The sequence below is a fragment of the Curtobacterium sp. AC268 genome, assembly GCF_979258745.1.
Window position 1 is genome coordinate 392,749 of the sequence record NZ_OZ409878.1, and the last position, 17,455, is coordinate 410,203.

Consider the following 17,455-nt stretch of genomic DNA (forward strand, 5'->3'; position numbering starts at 1 on the left):
CCCGCACGTGGACACCCTCGTCGTCACCCTCCGCGTCGCGCTCTCGCTCGGCGTCGTGCTCGCCCTGATGTGGGTGCTGCACCGCGCGAGCCGCAAGCGCTTCTCGGGCAAGCCGTCGGGCCGTCGTGCGGCGACCGTCGAGGTCGTCGGTCGGCAGGGCATCGGCGGCAAGGCGAGCGTCGTCGTGGTCGACGTCGAGGGGGAGCGGCTCGTCCTCGGTGTGTCCGAGCACGGGGTCAACCTGCTCACCAGCGGGCAGGCGCCCGCGCCGGAACTCACCATCGTGACCGGACCGGTCGCGCTGCCGGTGCGTCCCGCCCCGTCGGCCGACGCGTTCGGTCGGGAACTCGCGCAGCAGTCGGACGTCACCACGGGCCTCCCGGCAGGCACGGACGACGTGACCCGGGCGACCGACGCGACCAGCGCCGTCGCGCCGCTGCCGATGCGCCCGCGCAACCGTCGCCCGCAGCGCGCCGTGCCGAGCGCCCAGCAGCTGCAGGGCTCGATCCTGTCGCTCGACACCTGGCGCCAGGCCGCGGCCGCGCTGCGGAACCGGCGGGCCGGGTGAGGGCGGCAGGGCCGCACCGGCTGGCACGGTCGGGTCGACTCGTCGCCCTCGTCCTGCTCGGCCTGGCGGTCGTGGCCGGGTTCCTGATGCTCACGACGACCGGCGCACACGCCGCCGGTGTCGTCGAACCCACCGCCCCGGCGTCCCCGACCGCCCCCGCGACCGGTGACTTCAGCGTCAGCGTGAACGGCCCGGACGGTACCCCGTCGTCGGCCGTGGTGACGCTCATCGGCATCACGCTGCTGAGCGTCGCACCCGCGCTGATGCTCATGATGACGTCGTTCACGAAGATCTTCGTCGTGCTCGCGATGACCCGGAACGCGCTCGGGCTGCAGTCGATCCCGCCGAACCAGGTGATCGCCGGACTGGCACTGTTCCTGTCGCTGTTCGTGATGGCGCCGGTGCTCGGGCACATCAACGACGACGCCCTGCAGCCCTACCTGGCCGGGCACCTCGACTTCAACCAGGCCGTCGAGATCGGCACGAAGCCCCTGCGGACCTTCATGCTCCACCAGACCCGCGACGAGGACGTCGCCCTGATCACCCGAGCCGCCGGGCTCGACAACCCGAAGTCGATGGCGGACGTGCCGATGACGACGGTGATCCCGGCGTTCATCATCTCGGAGCTCCGCAGCGCGTTCATCATCGGGTTCGTCATCTTCATCCCGTTCCTGGTGATCGACCTCGTCGTCTCCGCGGCCCTGATGTCGATGGGCATGATGATGCTCCCGCCGGTCATGATCTCGCTGCCGTTCAAGATCCTGCTCTTCGTGCTGGTCGACGGCTGGGGCCTCATCATCACGTCGCTCATCGAGAGCTACCACGTTGTCTAGGGGGCACGCATGAACCAGCAGGCCGTCATCGACCTCGTCCTCCAGGCGCTCCTGGTGTCCGGCAAGCTCGCCGCCCCGGTGCTCATCACCTCGCTCGTCGTCGGCTTCGCGATCTCGCTGTTCCAGTCGGTGACGCAGATCCAGGAGGTCACGCTCTCGTTCGTGCCGAAGGCCGTCGCCGTCGCGATCGCCCTGGTGGTCTGCGGCAACTGGATGATCTCGGAGATGATCGCGTTCACGCACGTCGCCTTCGACATGATCCCGAAGCTGCTCGGGGCCGGTTGATGGAGCTCAGCATCGACGCCGACCGTCTGGAGGCGACCATGCTCGCCGGCGTCCGGCTCGTCGCGTTCTTCGTCATCGCGCCGCCGTTCTCGTACCGGGCGTTCCCCGGCACCGTCAAGGTGATCCTCGGGCTGGGGCTCGCCATCGGCGTCGCCCCGCGCGTCGCCGTCGGCTACGAGCAGCTCGACACGGGGCCGTTCCTGCTCGCCCTGCTCACCCAGCTCGTCGTCGGGCTGTCCCTCGGGTTCCTGGTGTTCCTGGTGTTCGCCGCCGTGCAGTCGGCGGGTGCGCTCATCGACCTGTTCGGCGGGTTCACGCTCGCGCAGGCGTTCGACCCGCAGTCCCAGGTCAACGGCGCCCAGTTCACGCGCCTGTTCCAGATGACCGCGCTCGCGCTGCTCTTCACCTCGGGCGGCTACCAGCTCATCGTCGGCGGCCTGGTGCGGTCGTTCGACGCCGTGCCGCTCACCGGCACCTTCGCGGTGGACGGGCTCGCGTCGATGCTCGTGACCGCGATGTCGCAGATGTTCCTCGCCACCCTGCAGATCGCCGGTCCGCTCGTCGTCGTGCTGTTCCTGGCCGACGTCGGCCTCGGGCTGCTGACCCGCGTGGCACCGGCGCTCAACGCGTTCCAGATGGGCTTCCCGATCAAGATCGGCCTGACCGTCCTGTTCGCCGGCGCGCTCTTCATGGCGCTGCCCTCGGTGGTGTCGTCGCTGACCGGCGACGCCGTCGAGGCGATCACGGGACGAGGGTGACGACGTGTCCGACAGCGGAGAACGTTCCGAACAGGCAACCCAGCAGCGGATGCGCGAGGTCCACGAGAAGGGCCAGATCGGTCGCTCGCAGGACCTCGGCGCGTGGATCGGGATCGCCGTCGCGGCGCTCATGATCCCGGCCGCGATCGGCAACGCCGCGGCCGCCGGACAGGACCAGCTCCTCGCCGTGCAGCGCGTCATCGAGGACCCCGAGCTCGGTGCCGTGCAGGCCCTGCTCGCCGACGCCCTCGGTTCGATGGGTGCGACCCTCGGCCCGATGCTCGCGGTCGTCGCGGTCGCGGTGCTCGCCGCCGCCGTCACCCAGGGCGGGGTGCACTTCCGCAAGATGACGCCGCAGCCCGACCACTTCGATCCGATCGCCGGACTGAAGCGCGTGTTCGGCACCCAGGCGCTCTGGAACGGCGCGAAGGCGCTGCTGAAGACCGCCGTCGTCGGGCTCGTCCTCTGGTTCGCGGTGCAGGGGCTCATGCCGGTCCTGATGACGAGCGGCTCCCTGCCGCTGTCGGCCGTGCTCGAGGCCGCCGCCGCCGGGTCCGGCACCCTGCTGCGCGCCGCGATCGTCGCCGGGCTCGTCCTCGCAGCCCTCGACGTGTTCGTGGTGATCCGCCGCAACCGGAAGCGCACGATGATGACCAAGCGCGAGGTCAAGGACGAGAACAAGCGGAGCGACGGCGACCCGCTGGTGAAGTCGCAGCGCCGCTCCCGTCAGCTCGCGATGAGCCGCAACCGGATGATCCAGGCCATCGGCACCGCGGACGTCGTGATGACGAACCCGACCCACTACGCCGTCGCGATCAAGTACGAGCCGGGGAAGTCCGCGCCCCGGGTGGTGGCGAAGGGGGCCGGCCCGGTCGCCGACGTGATCCGCGCCCGTGCCGAGGAAGAGCGGGTGCCGATCGTCCGCGACGTCCCGCTCACCCGGGCACTGCACGCCACGTGCGAGCTCGGGCACGAGATCCCCGTCGACCTGTACACGCCCGTGGCCCGCGTCCTGTCCTTCGTGATGGCGCTCAAGGCGCGCGGCACCGCGGCCGGCACGCACGCGCCTCCGCGGCCGACCACCCCGGACGAGGTCGCGAGCGTCATCGACCCCGCCACCCTGACCGGGGACCTCCGCCCCCGCAGGCTCCGCACACCGCGCACCGCAGAGAACCAGACCGAAGGACTCCCCGCATGAACCGCAAGGACCTGCCGAAGCTCGTCGTCCCGGTGTTCATCGTCGGCATCATCCTGCTGCTGATCCTGCCGGTGCCGTCGTTCCTGCTCGACTTCCTGATCATCATCAACATCCTGCTGGCGCTGGTGATCCTGCTCACGACGCTGTTCGTGAAGAAGCCGCTCGACTTCTCGGTGTTCCCGTCCCTGCTGCTCGTCGCGACGCTGTTCCGGCTCGGCCTGAACGTCGCGTCCACCCGGTTGGTGCTCGGCGAGGGCTTCGCCGGCGACGTCATCCAGGCGTTCGGCCACGTCGCCGTCTCCGGGTCGATCATCATCGGCGCGGTCATCTTCCTGATCCTCATCGTCATCCAGTTCGTCGTGGTGACGAAGGGTGCCGAGCGCGTCGCCGAGGTCGGGGCACGCTTCACCCTCGACGCGATGCCGGGCAAGCAGATGGCGATCGACGCCGACCTGAACGCCGGGCTGATCACCGACCAGGAAGCCAAGGAGCGCCGCGCCGCGGTGTCCGCCGAGGCCGACTTCTACGGCGCGATGGACGGTGCGTCGAAGTTCGTCAAGGGCGATGCGATCGCCGGCATCCTCATCATCATCATCAACCTGATCGGTGGCATCGCGATCGGCATGCTGCAGAACGGGCTGTCCGTCACCGACGCCCTGTCGAAGTACGGCATCCTCACGATCGGCGACGGCCTGGTCACGCAGATCCCGGCGCTGTTGATGGCGGTGTCGACGGGCATGATCGTCACCCGGTCCGGCGCGGAGTCCGAGATGGGGTCCTCGGCCGCGACCCAGCTGTCGCAGTCGCGGAACGCCCTCATGATCGCCGGGGTCGCCGCGATCGCGATGGGGTTCATCCCCGGCATGCCGATCCTGCCCTTCCTGCTCGTCGGTGCGACCCTGCTCTTCACGGGCTGGCGCATCGGCAGGAACGCCGCCCGGGCCGAGGCCGACGCCGCCCAGCAGCAGGCACTCGCGGCGGCGGCGCCGACCGGCGACACCCCGGAGGACCTGCTCGAGCAGATGCGCGTCCACGCCCTCGAGATCCTGCTCGCCCCCGACCTGGTCGACATGGTCTCCGGCGCCTCCGACGACCTGCTCGGCCGGGTGCGTGCGCTCCGCCGCAAGATCGCGATCGACATGGGGATCGTCGTCCCGCCGGTCCGCACCCGCGACTCGATCGACCTGCCGCCGTCGACGTACGCCATCCGGATCGCCGGCGTCGAGGCCGGTCGGGGCACGGCGCCCGCCCGCAGCGTCCTGGCGCTCGGCGACCACCTGGACGGCCTGCCCGGCACCTCGACCGTCGAGCCGGTGTTCGGCCTGACCGGCAAGTGGGTGCCCGCCGAGCTGCGGCACGCCGCCGAGATGACCGGCGCGACCGTGATCGACCGGGTCTCCGTGCTCGTCACCCACCTGCAGGCGGTCATCGGCGACAACGCCGCGCGCCTGCTCACCCGCGAGGACGTCAAGGTCCTGACCGAGGGCGTCAAGCAGGTCAACCCCGCCGCGGTCGAGGAACTCGTCCCCGGCATGCTCTCGATGGCCGAGCTGCAGCGGGTGCTGCAGGGCCTGCTCGCCGAGCGCGTGCCGATCAACGACCTCGGCCGGATCTGCGAGGCCCTCACGCTCCGCGCCAAGGTGTCGACCGACCCCGAGGGGCTCGTCGAGTCCGCCCGTGCGGCCCTCGGCCCGGCCCTCGCCGCCCGGCACACCGACGCCGGCACCCTGCGCGTCATCATGATCGACCCGATGCTCGAGCAGTCGATGCTCGAGGGGCTCCGGCCGTCCGAGCAGGGCAGCCAGATCGTGCTCGACGCGCACCGCATCGAGCAGGTCCTGGGCTCCGTCCGCGATGCCGTCCGCTCCGTGGAGGACCAGGGGCTGTCCGCCGTCCTGGTCTGCGCCCCGCAGCTCCGCCCGGCCGTGCACCGCATGGTCGCCGCCCAGTCGAACGGGCTCCCGGTGCTGTCGTACCAGGAGGCCACCGCCGCGGGCTCCACCATCGAGACCGTGGGAGTGGTCCGTGCCGCCGACCCGATTGCAGCGTAGCGGCGCCACGCTCGAGTCCCTCCGCGACGCGGTCCGGAACGAGTTCGGCGCGGGTGCGCGGATCGTGGCGGCCGAACGCGTGACCACGCCGGGCTTCGGCGGGCTGTTCCGCAAGGCGCACGTCGAGGCCACCGTCGAGGTGCCCGAACCGGGGGACCAGCCCACTGCCCGGGTCGTCATCGCCGACTCGCCCGCGCAGCGCGTCGGCATCGCCGCGCTGCTCGCCGACGCCGAGGCGGCCGAGGCCCGCATCGCCGGCACCGACGGCACCAGGGCGACGCGGGCCGACGCCTTCGCGTCGGTGCTCGACGGGTTCCAGGCGGACGGGATCACGCCGAGCGCCCCGCGCCCGACGCGCGCGCCGTCCGAGCCGGACGCGCCCACCGGGGGCGACCCGCGCCTCCAGGCCGCGGTCGACGCGCAGACGGTGGTCGACGCGCAGACGGTGGTCGACGCGCAGGCGATGGCCGTCGCGCAGCCGGTCGTCGAGACCCGGTCGGGAGGCCCGTCCCGCGTCCCCGACGCGCCCTCGCCGGCAGCGGTGGCCCGGTCCACCGCCCCGGCCGTGCGGTCCGCGGACGGTGACCTGGTGCTCCTGGTCGGGCGGCCGAACGACGTCGACGCCGCCGCCGGGCTCTTCGCGGTGCGGCACGCGCTCCGGCCGACGGACGCCGCCGACCGCCGTGCGGCGATCCTGGCGCGGGCCGACGGCGTCCGCGACGGGCACGCCGTGCTCGCCGTCGCCGCATGGGACGACCGGGCGACCGGCGACGCGCTGCAGGCCGACCAGGTGTGGGTCGTGGTCGACGTCGGGCGGAAGCCCGCGGACTCGGCCGCGATGGTGTCCGCGGTGGCCTCGCGGTTGCCGGTGGTCGGTGTCGTCGCGATCGGTGCGGGGGAGACCGCCACGCCCGGGTCGGTGGACCTGCTGGGGCTCCCCGTCGTGTCGCTAGGCTGAACTGGTGCTGGTACTCACGCGGAAGGTCGGCGAGCGGATCCTCGTCGGCGACGACATCGTCATCACGGTGCTCGACTCCCGGGGCGACGGCGTCCGGATCGGCATCGACGCCCCGCGCGGCGTGAAGATCCAGCGCGAAGAGGTCGTGCGTGCGGTCGCCGAGGCGAACGCCGAGGCTGCCGCTGCCGGTGACGACGCCGAGGCGCAGCTGCGCGCGGCGCTCGGGGCTCGCGGCGGGGCGGCCGCGGGCGGCCAGGCTCCGCCGGAGCCGACCGACTCCTAGCGGCCGACACGGCCACGCCCGTCACGGGCGCGGCTGCACGCCCGTCACGGACGTGGCTGCACGCCCGTCACGGACGTGGCTGCACGTCCGTGACGGGCGCGGCCGCGTGTCCGTCACGGACGGGGCTTCTTCTCCTGTTCGGGCAGACGACCGGCGGCGGCCTCGGCGGCGAACCACGCGCGTGCCTCCTCCTGTCGGGCCTGCTCGGCACCGAGCGCGATCGGCGCCCGGACGTGACCGGGCTCGTAGCCGAAGGTCTCGATCAGCTGCGGCACGATGGGCCGGACCCGGGCGACGAGCCGGTCGATGTACGCCGACACCGCACGGGCGCGCTGCGCCGACAGCCGGCCGTGCAGCAGGTACCAGTCCAGGTGCTGCTCGAGCAGACCGAGCGCGAACAGGTCGCGCAGCCACACCAGCACGCGTCGGGTGTCGCCCTCGGTGACCTCGTCGAGCGCCTCGGTGAAGGCGTCCCACTGCATGAGCTCGGCGTGCGCCTTCGACGCCTCGATGAGCTCGTGCTGCGAGCGGTTCAGCAGTCGGGCGGCGCGGGCTCGGTCCTTGCCGGCAGAAGCCAGGCGCATGCCGATCTCGGCGACCATGGTGTCGACCCGACCCGCGAGCAGCTCGCGCTGCGTGCGGGGGTCCTGCAGGTCGGCGACGCTGGCAGCCAGGGACCCGCGGTCCGCCACGGTCTGACCGAGGCGGCGGATGCCGGACGCGTCGGCCAGCTTCGACGCCGCGACGGCCGCCACGAACTTCGCGGTGGACGCCGGGTCCTTCGGGGCCTTCGCCCGGAACTCGGTGAGCAGGCGCTTGCCGACGAGCTGCAGCAGCACGGTGTTGTCGCCCTCGAACGTCACGTAGACGTCGAGGTCGGCGCGGAGCCCGGTCAGACGGTTCTCGGCGAGGAACCCGGCACCGCCGCAGGCCTCGCGGGCCTCCTGCAGGGTGTCGAGCGCCGACCAGGTCGACATCGACTTGAACGCCGCGGCCTGGGTCTCCAGGTCCTCGCGGCGCTCCGGGGTGTCCTCGCGCCCGCTGAAGACGTCGTCGAAGGTGCGCAGGAGCTTCTCGTGCGCGAACGACTGCGCGAACACCGTCGCCAGGCGCGGGACGAGACGGCGCTGGTGCCGGCCGTAGTCGAGCAGCACGCCCTCGGTGCCGTCACCGGTGGGGAACTGCCGGCGCTGCATCGCGTAGGTCAGGGCGATCTGCAGCGCGATCTTCTGCGCGACGACCGCGGCGCCGTCGAGCGACACCCGGCCCTGCACCAGGGTGCCGAGCATCGTGAAGAACCGGCGGCCGGGCGAGGCGATCGGCGACGAGTAGGTGCCGTCCGCGGCGACGTCGCCGTAACGGTTCAGCAGGTTGGTGCGGGGGACCCGGACGTGGTCGAACGCGAGCCGGCCGTTGTCGATGCCGTTCAGGCCGCCCTTGGGGCCGTCGTCCTCGCCGCTGACGCCGGGCAGGAACGCCCCCTCGGCGTCGCGGAGCGGGACGTAGAACGCGTGCACGCCGTGGTCGACACCGGCGGTCACGAGCTTCGCGAACACGACGGCGGCGTGTCCGTGCAGGGCAGCGTTGCCGATGTAGTCCTTCCACGCACCGCGGAACGGCGTGTGGATCTCGAACTCCTCGGTCGCGGGGTCGTACGTGGCCGTCGTGGCGATGCTCTGCACGTCCGAGCCGTGGCCGGTCTCGGTCATCGCGAAGCAGCCGGGGACCTCGAACGAGACGATGCCCGGCAGGAACTCGCGGTGGTTCGCCTCGGTGCCCAGGTGGTGCACGGCGGACCCGAACAGTCCCCACTGCACCCCGGCCTTGATCTGCATCGACGGGTCGGCGGTGACGAGCTCCTCGAACGCGGCCAGGTTGCCGCCGTGGTTGCTCTGGCCGCCGAACTCGGCGGGGTAGGGGCGCTGGATCGCCCCGGCGTCGACCAGGGTCCGGAGCTGCTCGAGCACGCGTGCCCGGTGCTCGGGGATCGGCTGGCCCTCGATCTTCTGCATCGCGGGGTCGAGCGCGAGACGCCGGGAGATCCGGCGGTCCTCGGCCCAGCGTCCGAGCAGGAGCTCCTGCACCAGCTCGACGTCGATGCGGACGTCGGTGTCCGTGCCGGCGGTCGGGGTGCCCGCTGCCGGGTCGCCGGCGGCGTCGGCGTTCGGCGCGGCGTGCTGCGCGTCGACGTCCGGCGCGGTGTCGTTGCCGCTGGCGGGGGTGGTGCGCTGGGCGGGTGCGGTGTCGACCATGGGCGGAGTCCTCCTGAACTGCGGTGTCCGTGTTGCACCGTCCACGCTAGACACCGGTGCCGACAGTGGCGGGAACGCCGTGCGGGCCGCACAACCCCGTGTCGTCGGTGCCGTCACGAGGTCGTGGGAACCCTCCAAATACATGAGCCGTGTTCGACGATTGGGCGTGCCCACCCGGCCAGGGGCAGACTGGCCGCCATGTCACGTACCACCCCCGCGGACCGCGAAGGCCGTCCCGGACGCACCTTCTTCGGGCAACCGTTCGAGCTCTCGACACCGTTCGCCGTGGAGCTCTGGGAGCGGTTCTCGTTCTACGGGATGCAGGGCATCGTCCTCATCTACATGTACTACACGGTCACGCAGGGCGGCCTGGGGATCGACAAGGGCATCGCCACCGGCATCATGGGTGCCTACGGCGGCGCGGTCTACCTGTTCACGATCATCGGGGCGTGGATCGCCGACCGGCTCATCGGCGCGGACCGGACCCTGTTCGGCAGCGCGATCGTCGTGATGCTCGGGCACATCGCCCTCGCGCTCATCCCCGGGGTGGCCGGAGTCGGGGTCGGCCTCGTGCTCATCGCGCTCGGCTCCGGCGGGCTCAAGGCCACCGCCACCACGATCGTCGGTGGCCTCTACAGCCGCGAGGACCCGCGCCGCGACGCCGGCTTCTCGCTCTACTACCTCGGCGTGAACCTCGGGGCGTTCTTCGGACCGCTGCTCACCGGGCTGCTGCAGAGCTCGCTCGGCTTCCACTGGGGCTTCGGCCTGGCCGCGGTCGGCATGGCGGCGGGCCTGGTGCAGTACGCGATCAGGCGGGGGAAGCTGCCCGAGGTCGTCCGCCACGTGGCGAACCCCGTCGACCGCCGCCGCCTGCCGCTCATCGGTGCCGGCGTCGTCGTCGCGCTCGTCGTCATCGTCGTCGCCGTGCTGACCGGTCTGCTCAACGTCGGCAACCTGCCCACCGTCGTGGTGGCGGTCGTCGTGCTCGCCACCATCGGCTACTTCGTCGTGATCCTGTCGAGCGGCATCACCCGTGACGAGCGGTCGCGGGTCTTCGCGTTCATCCCGCTGTTCATCGGCAGCGCCGTGTTCTGGTCGCTCTACCAGCAGCAGTTCACCGTCGTGACGGTCTACTCCGACGAGCGCCTCGACCGCTCGCTGTTCGGCTGGGAGATGCCGGTGTCGTGGGTGCAGTCGATCAACCCGGTCTTCATCATCGTGCTGTCCGGCGTCTTCGCGGCGCTGTGGACCAAGCTCGGCGACCGCCAGCCGTCCACCCCGACGAAGTTCGCCCTCGGCACCGGGATCATGGGGCTCGCGTTCCTGCTCTTCCTGCCGTTCACCGGCTCGGGCGAGAACGGCACACCGCTGCTGGCGCTCGTCGGCATCCTGCTCGTCTTCACGCTCGCGGAGCTGCTGCTCTCGCCCGTCGGCCAGTCCGTCGCCACGAAGCTCGCACCGCCGAAGTTCCAGACGCAGATGGTCGCGTTGTTCTTCCTGTCGGTGTCGCTCGGCACCGCCGTCACCGGGGTGCTGTCCCGCTACTACGACCCGGCGAACGAGGCCCCGTACTTCACGATCCTCGGTCTGGTCGCCGTCGTGGTGGGCGTGGTCCTGCTGCTCCTGGCCAAGCCGGTGCTGCGGCTCATGCGCGGCATCCGGTAACCTGAGCGGAGCCGCACGCCGACGCAACCAAGGAGTCACCACCCATGCTCGAACTCATCGCAGGGATCATCATCGGCGTCGGCGTCCTCGGTGGCGTCGGGTGCTGCATGGCCGTCGCGGCCATGATGAAGAGCGGCTCCGAGGAGTACTGAGTCCCTGACCCGGACTACTCGCCGCTGTCGGTCGTGACCGGCACCAGCTGACGACTCAGGACGGTCGCGCGCTCGAAGGGGCCGCGGCCGTCCTTCGTGTACACGGGCTCCTCGAACGCGACGGTCCACGTGCGCTGTGTCCCGCCGATCTGACTCCCGCCGGGAGCAACGATCACCCCGATCGGCTCGTCGGCCCACTGTTCGCCACCCCGATCGGTGTCGATGACCTGCACGAGGGCACCGATGCCGAGACCGGGAGCGTCGTCGGGGCGGGGACTGGGGGAGCGGCGGCGTCCGAACACGCCATCACCGTAGCGGCGCGTGGTCATGGAACGTCTGTGCGGCACCTGCCGACACGCTGACGGCCCGGCCGCCGGGTGGTCGGGACACCCCGTCGTGCTGGCGCCGAGTGGTCACGAACTGTCGGCTGCGGCGCCGCCAGGCGACGGTTCGTGACCGCTCGGCGGAGGTGAGCGGGGTGTTGCGACCGGCGGGACGACGGCCGGGAGGCCCGTGGCGGGCCCGCACCGCGCCTCCAGGCCGTCGTGGGTCGCGTCCAGAGCGCGGCCCGGGTGGTCAGGACACCCCGCCGACTCCGCGTTGAGTGGTCACGAACTGTCGTCGGCGCGGCCTCCAGGCGACGGTTCGTGACCGCTCGGCGAACCTGAGCGGGGTGTCTTGACCAGCCGACACACGCGACCACTCACCCCGGCCCGCGTCAGACGGCGGCCGGCTCCACCCGGGCGATCTCGGTGATGGACGAGTGGCCCGTCTCGGGGTGCTTGCGCATCGACAGGAGCCGCTCCATCGACGGTTCGAGCGCCGTGACCTTGTCGAGCGGCGCACTCACGACGAGCTGGAACCCGAGCCGGAGCCACGCGGTGACCGCACGGCCGGCGAACTCCGAGTCCGCCTTGATGAACGCCTCGTCGAGGAACACCGGCGCGAACCGGGGTCGCGGACGGGTCTCGTCGCCGAGCTGGTAGCGCAGCGCGGCGCCGACGATGAACGCCACGAGCTCCTGCGTCTCGCCACCGGACTTGTCGCCGAGTGACGAGTACACGCCGAGGTCGTTGCCGTCGGTGTCGTACCGGACGGCCGTGATCTCCATGTGCCGGCGGACGTCGAGCACCGCGTCGCGCTGGGTGGTGCGGCCCCGGGCGGCGTCCGGGTCGGGCCGGATGACCGCCATGAAGCGCCGGAGCCGTCGGAACCGGGTCTCCAGCACGTCGTCGGTCAGCTCGGTGTCGACCGAGGCCGACAGGGCGCGGAGCTCGCGGCGGAAGGCGGTGACGTCCTCGCGGGTGACCCGGCGGATCTGGATCTTCAGGCGGTCCCGGTTCGCGCCGAACGGCAGCTCCCGCAGGATCTCGTTGACCGGTTCGAGGCGCTCCTCGATCTCGACGACGGCGCGGTCGAAGGCGCCGGCGAGCGGGACGAGGTCCTCGCCGCTCCACTGCGACAGGCGGCGACGCCACTCGCTCCGACGCGCGTGCAGGCCGGTCGCCACGATCTGGTCGAGGATCGCGTGGTAGTCCGGGTACGACGCGACGCCGGTGCCGAGGTTCGGGTCGGGCCAGGCATCCTGGTACCGCTGGAACGTCAGCGTCAACGAGGTCGAGGCTGCCGCGGCACCGTCGAGCGCCTGCGTGAGCCGCTCCTCGAGCCGGCGCTTCAGCCGTCGCGTGGCGTCGTCGAACCCGTCGACGCCGTCCGGGGCGCCGATCTCCTCGAAGGTCTCCTCGAGCAGGCGGGCCTGCTGGTCGTCCGGCAGCGAACCGGGCGAGGACTCGAAGCGCTCCAGGATCTCGGCGGCGGCGTCCTGGCCGTCGACGAGCACCGCGTGGCGCTCCTCGAGCCGCTGGACCGACAGCCGTGCGGCGGAGCGACGGTCGGCAGCCTCGTCGAGGGACTTCCGGAGCCGGGCGACCGAGGCCCGGAGCGTCCGGAGGCCGTCGTCGGCGGCGAGCAGCGCCTGCCGTTCCTCGTCGAGCCGGGCGAGGGACGTCCCCAGCCCGTCGACGTCGATCGCGGCCCACGTGGCGTCGACCACGTGCTGGTGCGCGGCGCGGAGCACGTCGAGCGCGGTGAGGTCCTGCGCGACGTCGGTGCGGCGGGCCTCGAGCGTGGCGAGGTCCTGCGCGATCGAGGCGAGCTCCTGCTCGACCGCGGCGACGCGGGCCTCGTTCGTGAAGCCGATGACGTTCGACTGGCGGCGGTCACCGTGCGCGCCACGACGGCCGTCGCGCAGCTGCCCGGACTCGGTGACCCGGCGGCCACCACCGCCGAGGTCCGAGGCTGAGGCGACACAGCGGGCGTCGGTGCGGTCGGACTCGATCCGCTCGCGCACCCAGGTGCTGAACGGCGACGGCTTGATGGCGAGCTTGCCGGACACCATCGCCGGGTCGCCGTCGAGGTCCAGGTGCGGGCCGGTCGGCACACCCTCGAACTGCACGCGGACGGGCAGGCGCAGTGCGTCGATCGCCTCGCTGAAGTCGCCGAGGCGGTCCTGGTCGACGAGCAGCGTGCGGGCGACGGGGGCCAGGACGGACTCGATGGCCGTGCGCCAGCGCTCCTCGCCGGGCAGCACGTCGAGCAGTTCCGCCACGAAGGGCAGTTCGGCCGGGTCGATGCCGGCGGCGCGGGCCATCGCGAGCCGGGCCTCGTGCATCGGCAGCGGCATGGCGCCCTGCCGGTGCTCGAGCGACTGGCGCTCCTGCCGCAGGGACCGTTCGCGGTCGAGGAGCGGGTACTCCTCGCGGGTCAGCGCGTCGCGGCGCTCGTCGAGGGCGGTGCGCGCGTCGGTGTACGACCCGAGGAACTCGTGCGAGCTGCGCTGCGCGGCGGTGAAGTCGGCCTCGGTCGCGACGGTCGTGCCGAGCACCGCGGTGCGCTCGTCGAAGGTGGCGCGGGTGCGGACCACGGCGTCGCGCTCACGGGTGAGCCGTTCGATGCGGTCCTCGAGCTGGGCGAGCGCGTTGCCGCCCTGGTCGCGGAGCCGGGCCTCGGCGTCGCGCAGCTCGATCTCGACGGCGGCGTGCCGGGCCTCGGCCGCGGCGACCTCGGCGCGCGATGCCGTGCGCTCCCGGGCGTTGCGCGAGACCTCGGCGTCGAGCAGGTCGCGCTTCCGCGAGGCCGTCCAGTGCGCGAACGGCGACACCTCGGCGCCGGTCGCGATGCCGTCCAGGGCCGCTGCGGCTTCGGTCGCGCGCGAGATCTCGTCGTGCAGGTCGGTGATGGGGGAGAGGATGCGGACCTTGCGCTCCTCGGTGTCCATCGCCTCGTACGCCTCGTCGAGGGCGGAGAAGTGTGCGAGGGCCCGGTCGGCCGCCTCGTACGTGCCGGGGGTCTCGAGCACGAGCGACTTGTACAGCGCGTCGACGGTCGGCAGGTGCTGGCCGGCCTGGATCCGGGCGAGCAGACGCATCGCGCGGTTGCCGCCGCCGGAGTCACCGATGCCCAGCCGGGTCTGCAGCGTGTACGCGAGCTCCTGGTAGGTGTCGCGGATGACGAGCCCCGGCACGCGGCCGGTCAGCTCGAGGTGGTGGAACCGCGACGGCACGAACTCCTCGAGCCGGCGCAGGTCGAAGGTGTCGTCGACCGTCGCCATGGTCATCTGGATGTCGCCGACCCCGCGGGCGCGCTTCGGCACGATGTACGCACGCAGCACCGTGAAGCGCCGCTCGTCGTCGTTCCGGAACGTGACCGCCGCCGCGCCCCAGGTGGTCTGGTCGTCGCCGCGCAGGTTCACGTCGCGCAGGCTGCCGGTCTCCGGGTCGCGCCGGGTGTCGACCTTGCCGCGCAGGTACGTGAGCAGGTTGCGCTGGTCGGCGCTGCGGGCGCGGCCGGTGGTGGCGTCGTTGGAGGCGCCGTTGAACGGCACGTCGGACGGCATCATCACGGCCAGGTAGGCGTCCATCAGCGTGGACTTGCCCGTGCCCGAGGCGCCGGAGATGAGCGTCGCCGTGCCGGACAGCTCGACCTGCCGGTGGCCGTGGAACCCGCCCCAGTTGACGACCTGCATCGACTCGGCGCGCCACTGCGCGACCGTGTCGAAGAGCGCCGGGATCTCGAACGTGTCGGTCACGCTTCCGTCTCGCCTTCGTCGTCGGTGTCGGCTTCGCCGTCTGCCGGGAGGCCCGGGTCGTCCCCGTCGGTCGGCTCGCCACCCGGGGCGGTCGCCTCGCCCTGCGCGGTGGTGGTCCGCAACCAGGCGTCCAGTTCGAGCAGGCGCTCCAGGGGGAGCAGCACCTCGACGACGCTCGCCACCCGGAAGCGGTCCGGGTCGGACGTGCGGATCAGGATGCGTGCGGTCACGAGACGCTCGATCGCCTTGGCGACGCGGCCCTCGTCGCGGGTGCGGTCGGTCGCGGTCGCCGGACGGAAGCCCGCCACGTGCCCGAGGATCTCGGACCGGTCGACGACGACCTGGTCCGGGCCCGGTCGGGCGTCGGCGCGCAGGCGCATCCGCAGGTAGACGAGGACGATCGTCTCCTCGCGGGTGTACGGCAGGTCGCGGAGCAGGGTCGGGAACGTGCGGCGCTGGCTCTCCGACCGGGCCTGGCGCTTCCACGCGACCTCGCGGTCACGGTCGACGTGCAGCTCGAGGAACAGGTCGTTCAGGCGGGACCGCAGCTGGTACTCGGCGTCGAGGACCGCACGCCACTCGTCGGGGTGCGTGCGGGAGCTGACGTACGAGTGCCGCAGCAGGGCGACCAGGGCGCGTCGCTGGTGCTCGTCGAGCCGGCCCTCGTCGCCCTCGAAGAGGGCGAAGCTGGACTCGTCACGCTCGTCGTCCTGCATCACGGATGCGGGGTCGTCGTAGGGGACCGTGTCGTCGACCGGTGCCGGCGTCGTGTCGCTCACCGTGCCTCCTGTGCGTTCTCGTCGTGTGCGTCGCCGACCGGAGTGTGCTCGTCGTCGAGCGCAGCGGTGGGCATGTGGAAGGTGATCGCGGTGCCGTCGGGGCGGACCGTGCGGTGCTCGGCGACGTGCGCGGCGGACTCGAAGTCGTCGCGCCCCGTCAGCAGATGCGCGAGGCCGAAGAGCTCGACCGGTCGGCGCTGCTCGGGCGGCAGCCCGTGGAACGCGTCGACGCTGGAGTCGGCCTCGGCGAAGCGGAGTGCCGCGCGCAGCTCGGTCAGGAGCGGCCCACCGTGCTTGCGGAGCATCTCGACGTCGAGGTCCTCGAAGACGGCGTCGTCGGGTTCCTCGATGGGCGGCGGCACGGACTCGGCGTCCGGGTCGTAGAAGCGCTCGCGCAGCGTGCCGACCTCGGCCGCCGCCGGCAGGAGCGGCAGCGGGATCCGGTCGCGTGCACCGCCCTGGTCCATCAGGGTGGCGAGGCCGCGGTTGATCGAGCGGAGCACCGCGTCGAGCTCGCGGTCGCGCACCACGTCGTGGGCGACGATCTGGTCGCGGAGCGTGGCGGTGAGCTGACGGCGCTGGGCGAGGACGTCCTCGATGCCCTGGCGCAGGATCGTCACGGTGTTGCGGAAGGCCCGACGCTCGCCGGCTCCGAGGCCCTGCGCGAACGGGTGCGCCAGGATCGTCGCGATGTCGTCGCGGAGCCGCAGGAGCAGGGCGTCGTCGCGGAGGAGCTCGAAGGCACCCTCGAAGGCACGGCCCTCGGGTGTCGCTTCCATCAGGTTGTCCGTGCGCGCCAGGTAGTCGTCGAGGATCTCGCCGATCGGGCGGACCTCTTGCCGGAAGTCCTCGACGATCGAGCGGTGCATCGTCGCGACCGCTTCTTCCACGCGCTTGAAGTCGCTCGGCAGCTGCCGGATCAGGTCGGAGATGTTCATGTACCCGTCGCGCATCCGGTCGTCGTCGACGGACACGACGTCGTCGCCGTGCTCCAGGCGCTCCCGCTCGGCCTGCAGCTCGGCGATCTGGGCGTCGATCCGGCGGATCTGCACGTCGGGGTCGGGTTCGGCGCGGGCCGCCCACCGGTGCACCGCGTCCACGATCATCGCCAGCCGGCTCTCGCTGATCAGGGCGCGGTCGGCCGACAGGGCGTCGACGAGGCTCAGCGCCTCGAGGGCGTGGCTCGTCAGGGAGTACTGCTCGTCGCCGTCGGGGAGTTCGAGCGGACGAGCCACTGGGCCCCGACCCACTCGCGGCACAGCGCGCGGCCGTTCGGGCGGGCTTCCTGCTCGCCGTCGGTCGGCTCGCCGGCTGCCGGCACCACCTGGTCGCTGGCGGGTACGCGGGCACCCGCGGCCTGCAGGCGCGCGACGTGCTCCTCGACCTGCAGGTGCATGCGGTCGGCGGGGACGTACTGCACGTCGCGGTCGAAGACCGTGCGGAACACGGCGAGGACCGTGGCGCTGGTCGGCCGGGACATGAGCCGCAGGGTCGGACGGTCGAGGACCGCTCGGACCCGGGCGAACTCGAGGTCGACGTCGGTCATGCGCCCCTTCGTCCGATCGTGCTGGTGGTCTGGCCCGCGT

At 72.1% G+C, this 17,455-nt stretch carries 13 protein-coding genes and 1 pseudogene; 9 read left to right on the forward strand and 5 right to left on the reverse strand.

Going from position 1 to position 17,455, the window contains the following annotated elements; genetic code table 11:
- The first annotated feature begins 7 nt into the window (after positions 1-7).
- Genes ACZZ9K_RS01890 through csrA form a run of 8 tightly spaced genes read left to right on the forward strand, consistent with a single transcriptional unit; the run spans position 8 to position 6,934 of the window.
- A complete protein-coding gene (locus tag ACZZ9K_RS01890; RefSeq protein ID WP_463443198.1) occupies positions 8-568 on the forward strand; it encodes a FliO/MopB family protein in 561 nt (186 codons plus the stop codon).
- Complete coding sequence (fliP, locus tag ACZZ9K_RS01895) at positions 565-1,401, forward strand: flagellar type III secretion system pore protein FliP (RefSeq protein WP_463443199.1); 837 nt, start codon at positions 565-567, stop codon at positions 1,399-1,401. Before ACZZ9K_RS01890 ends, fliP begins: the two co-directional genes overlap by 4 nt.
- Before the next feature lie 9 nt (positions 1,402-1,410).
- A complete protein-coding gene (locus tag ACZZ9K_RS01900) occupies positions 1,411-1,686 on the forward strand; it encodes a flagellar biosynthetic protein FliQ (RefSeq protein ID WP_027465541.1) in 276 nt (91 codons plus the stop codon).
- Positions 1,686-2,444: a flagellar biosynthetic protein FliR gene (locus ACZZ9K_RS01905; RefSeq protein WP_138803281.1), complete on the forward strand. Its 759-nt coding sequence runs from the start codon at positions 1,686-1,688 to the stop codon at positions 2,442-2,444. Before ACZZ9K_RS01900 ends, ACZZ9K_RS01905 begins: the two co-directional genes overlap by 1 nt.
- 4 nt (positions 2,445-2,448) lie before the next feature.
- A complete protein-coding gene (locus tag ACZZ9K_RS01910) occupies positions 2,449-3,642 on the forward strand; it encodes an EscU/YscU/HrcU family type III secretion system export apparatus switch protein (protein ID WP_035808276.1) in 1,194 nt (397 codons plus the stop codon).
- Entirely contained in the window at positions 3,639-5,693 is a 2,055-nt protein-coding gene (locus ACZZ9K_RS01915; protein WP_111022852.1) for a flagellar biosynthesis protein FlhA, read from the forward strand. The genes ACZZ9K_RS01910 and ACZZ9K_RS01915 overlap by 4 nt, the downstream gene beginning before the upstream one ends.
- The gene (locus tag ACZZ9K_RS01920; protein ID WP_463443200.1) at positions 5,668-6,651 is read left to right on the forward strand and encodes a hypothetical protein; all 984 of its coding nucleotides are present in this window, start codon (positions 5,668-5,670) and stop codon (positions 6,649-6,651) included. The genes ACZZ9K_RS01915 and ACZZ9K_RS01920 overlap by 26 nt, the downstream gene beginning before the upstream one ends.
- A 4-nt stretch (positions 6,652-6,655) precedes the next feature.
- Positions 6,656-6,934 (forward strand): carbon storage regulator CsrA, encoded by a 279-nt coding sequence (csrA, locus tag ACZZ9K_RS01925; RefSeq protein WP_027465544.1) that lies wholly within the window; start codon positions 6,656-6,658, stop codon positions 6,932-6,934.
- Between the two features lie 113 nt (positions 6,935-7,047).
- On the opposite strand, the gene ACZZ9K_RS01930 is transcribed toward csrA, so the two are convergent.
- The gene (locus tag ACZZ9K_RS01930; protein WP_463443201.1) at positions 7,048-9,186 is read right to left on the reverse strand and encodes an acyl-CoA dehydrogenase family protein; all 2,139 of its coding nucleotides are present in this window, start codon (positions 9,184-9,186) and stop codon (positions 7,048-7,050) included.
- A gap of 198 nt (positions 9,187-9,384) precedes the next feature.
- On the opposite strand from ACZZ9K_RS01930, the gene ACZZ9K_RS01935 reads away from it, so the two are divergent.
- Positions 9,385-10,851, forward strand: coding sequence for a peptide MFS transporter (locus ACZZ9K_RS01935; protein WP_173033752.1), 1,467 nt, complete (start codon positions 9,385-9,387; stop codon positions 10,849-10,851).
- 166 nt (positions 10,852-11,017) lie between these two features.
- Here the strand turns inward: ACZZ9K_RS01935 and ACZZ9K_RS01940 are convergent, their stop codons facing one another.
- The 4 genes and pseudogenes from ACZZ9K_RS01940 to ACZZ9K_RS01955 all read right to left on the reverse strand — a co-directional run bounded on the left by ACZZ9K_RS01940 (position 11,018) and on the right by ACZZ9K_RS01955 (position 17,415).
- Positions 11,018-11,305, reverse strand: a complete 288-nt coding sequence (locus ACZZ9K_RS01940; protein WP_139178754.1) for a hypothetical protein — start codon at positions 11,303-11,305, stop codon at positions 11,018-11,020.
- Positions 11,306-11,721: 416 nt separating this feature from the next.
- Positions 11,722-15,090, reverse strand: coding sequence for an ATP-binding protein (locus ACZZ9K_RS01945; RefSeq protein WP_176708782.1), 3,369 nt, complete (start codon positions 15,088-15,090; stop codon positions 11,722-11,724).
- A complete protein-coding gene (locus ACZZ9K_RS01950; protein WP_418515222.1) occupies positions 15,087-15,869 on the reverse strand; it encodes a DUF4194 domain-containing protein in 783 nt (260 codons plus the stop codon). The genes ACZZ9K_RS01945 and ACZZ9K_RS01950 overlap by 4 nt, the downstream gene beginning before the upstream one ends.
- Positions 15,866-17,415, reverse strand: a pseudogene (locus ACZZ9K_RS01955) (DUF3375 family protein). Before ACZZ9K_RS01955 ends, ACZZ9K_RS01950 begins: the two are co-directional and overlap by 4 nt.
- Positions 17,416-17,455 lie beyond the last annotated feature (40 nt).

Bases quoted from the DNA above. Each gene is read 5' to 3' on its own strand.
- ACZZ9K_RS01900 (WP_027465541.1), top strand. From the start codon at position 1,411: ATGAACCAGCAGGCCGTCATCGACCTCGTCCTCCAGGCGCTCCTGGTG.
- ACZZ9K_RS01905 (WP_138803281.1), top strand. From the start codon at position 1,686: ATGGAGCTCAGCATCGACGCCGACCGTCTGGAGGCGACCATGCTCGCC.
- ACZZ9K_RS01915 (WP_111022852.1), top strand. From the start codon at position 3,639: ATGAACCGCAAGGACCTGCCGAAGCTCGTCGTCCCGGTGTTCATCGTC.
- ACZZ9K_RS01930 (WP_463443201.1), bottom strand. From the start codon at position 9,186: ATGGTCGACACCGCACCCGCCCAGCGCACCACCCCCGCCAGCGGCAAC.
- ACZZ9K_RS01935 (WP_173033752.1), top strand. From the start codon at position 9,385: ATGTCACGTACCACCCCCGCGGACCGCGAAGGCCGTCCCGGACGCACC.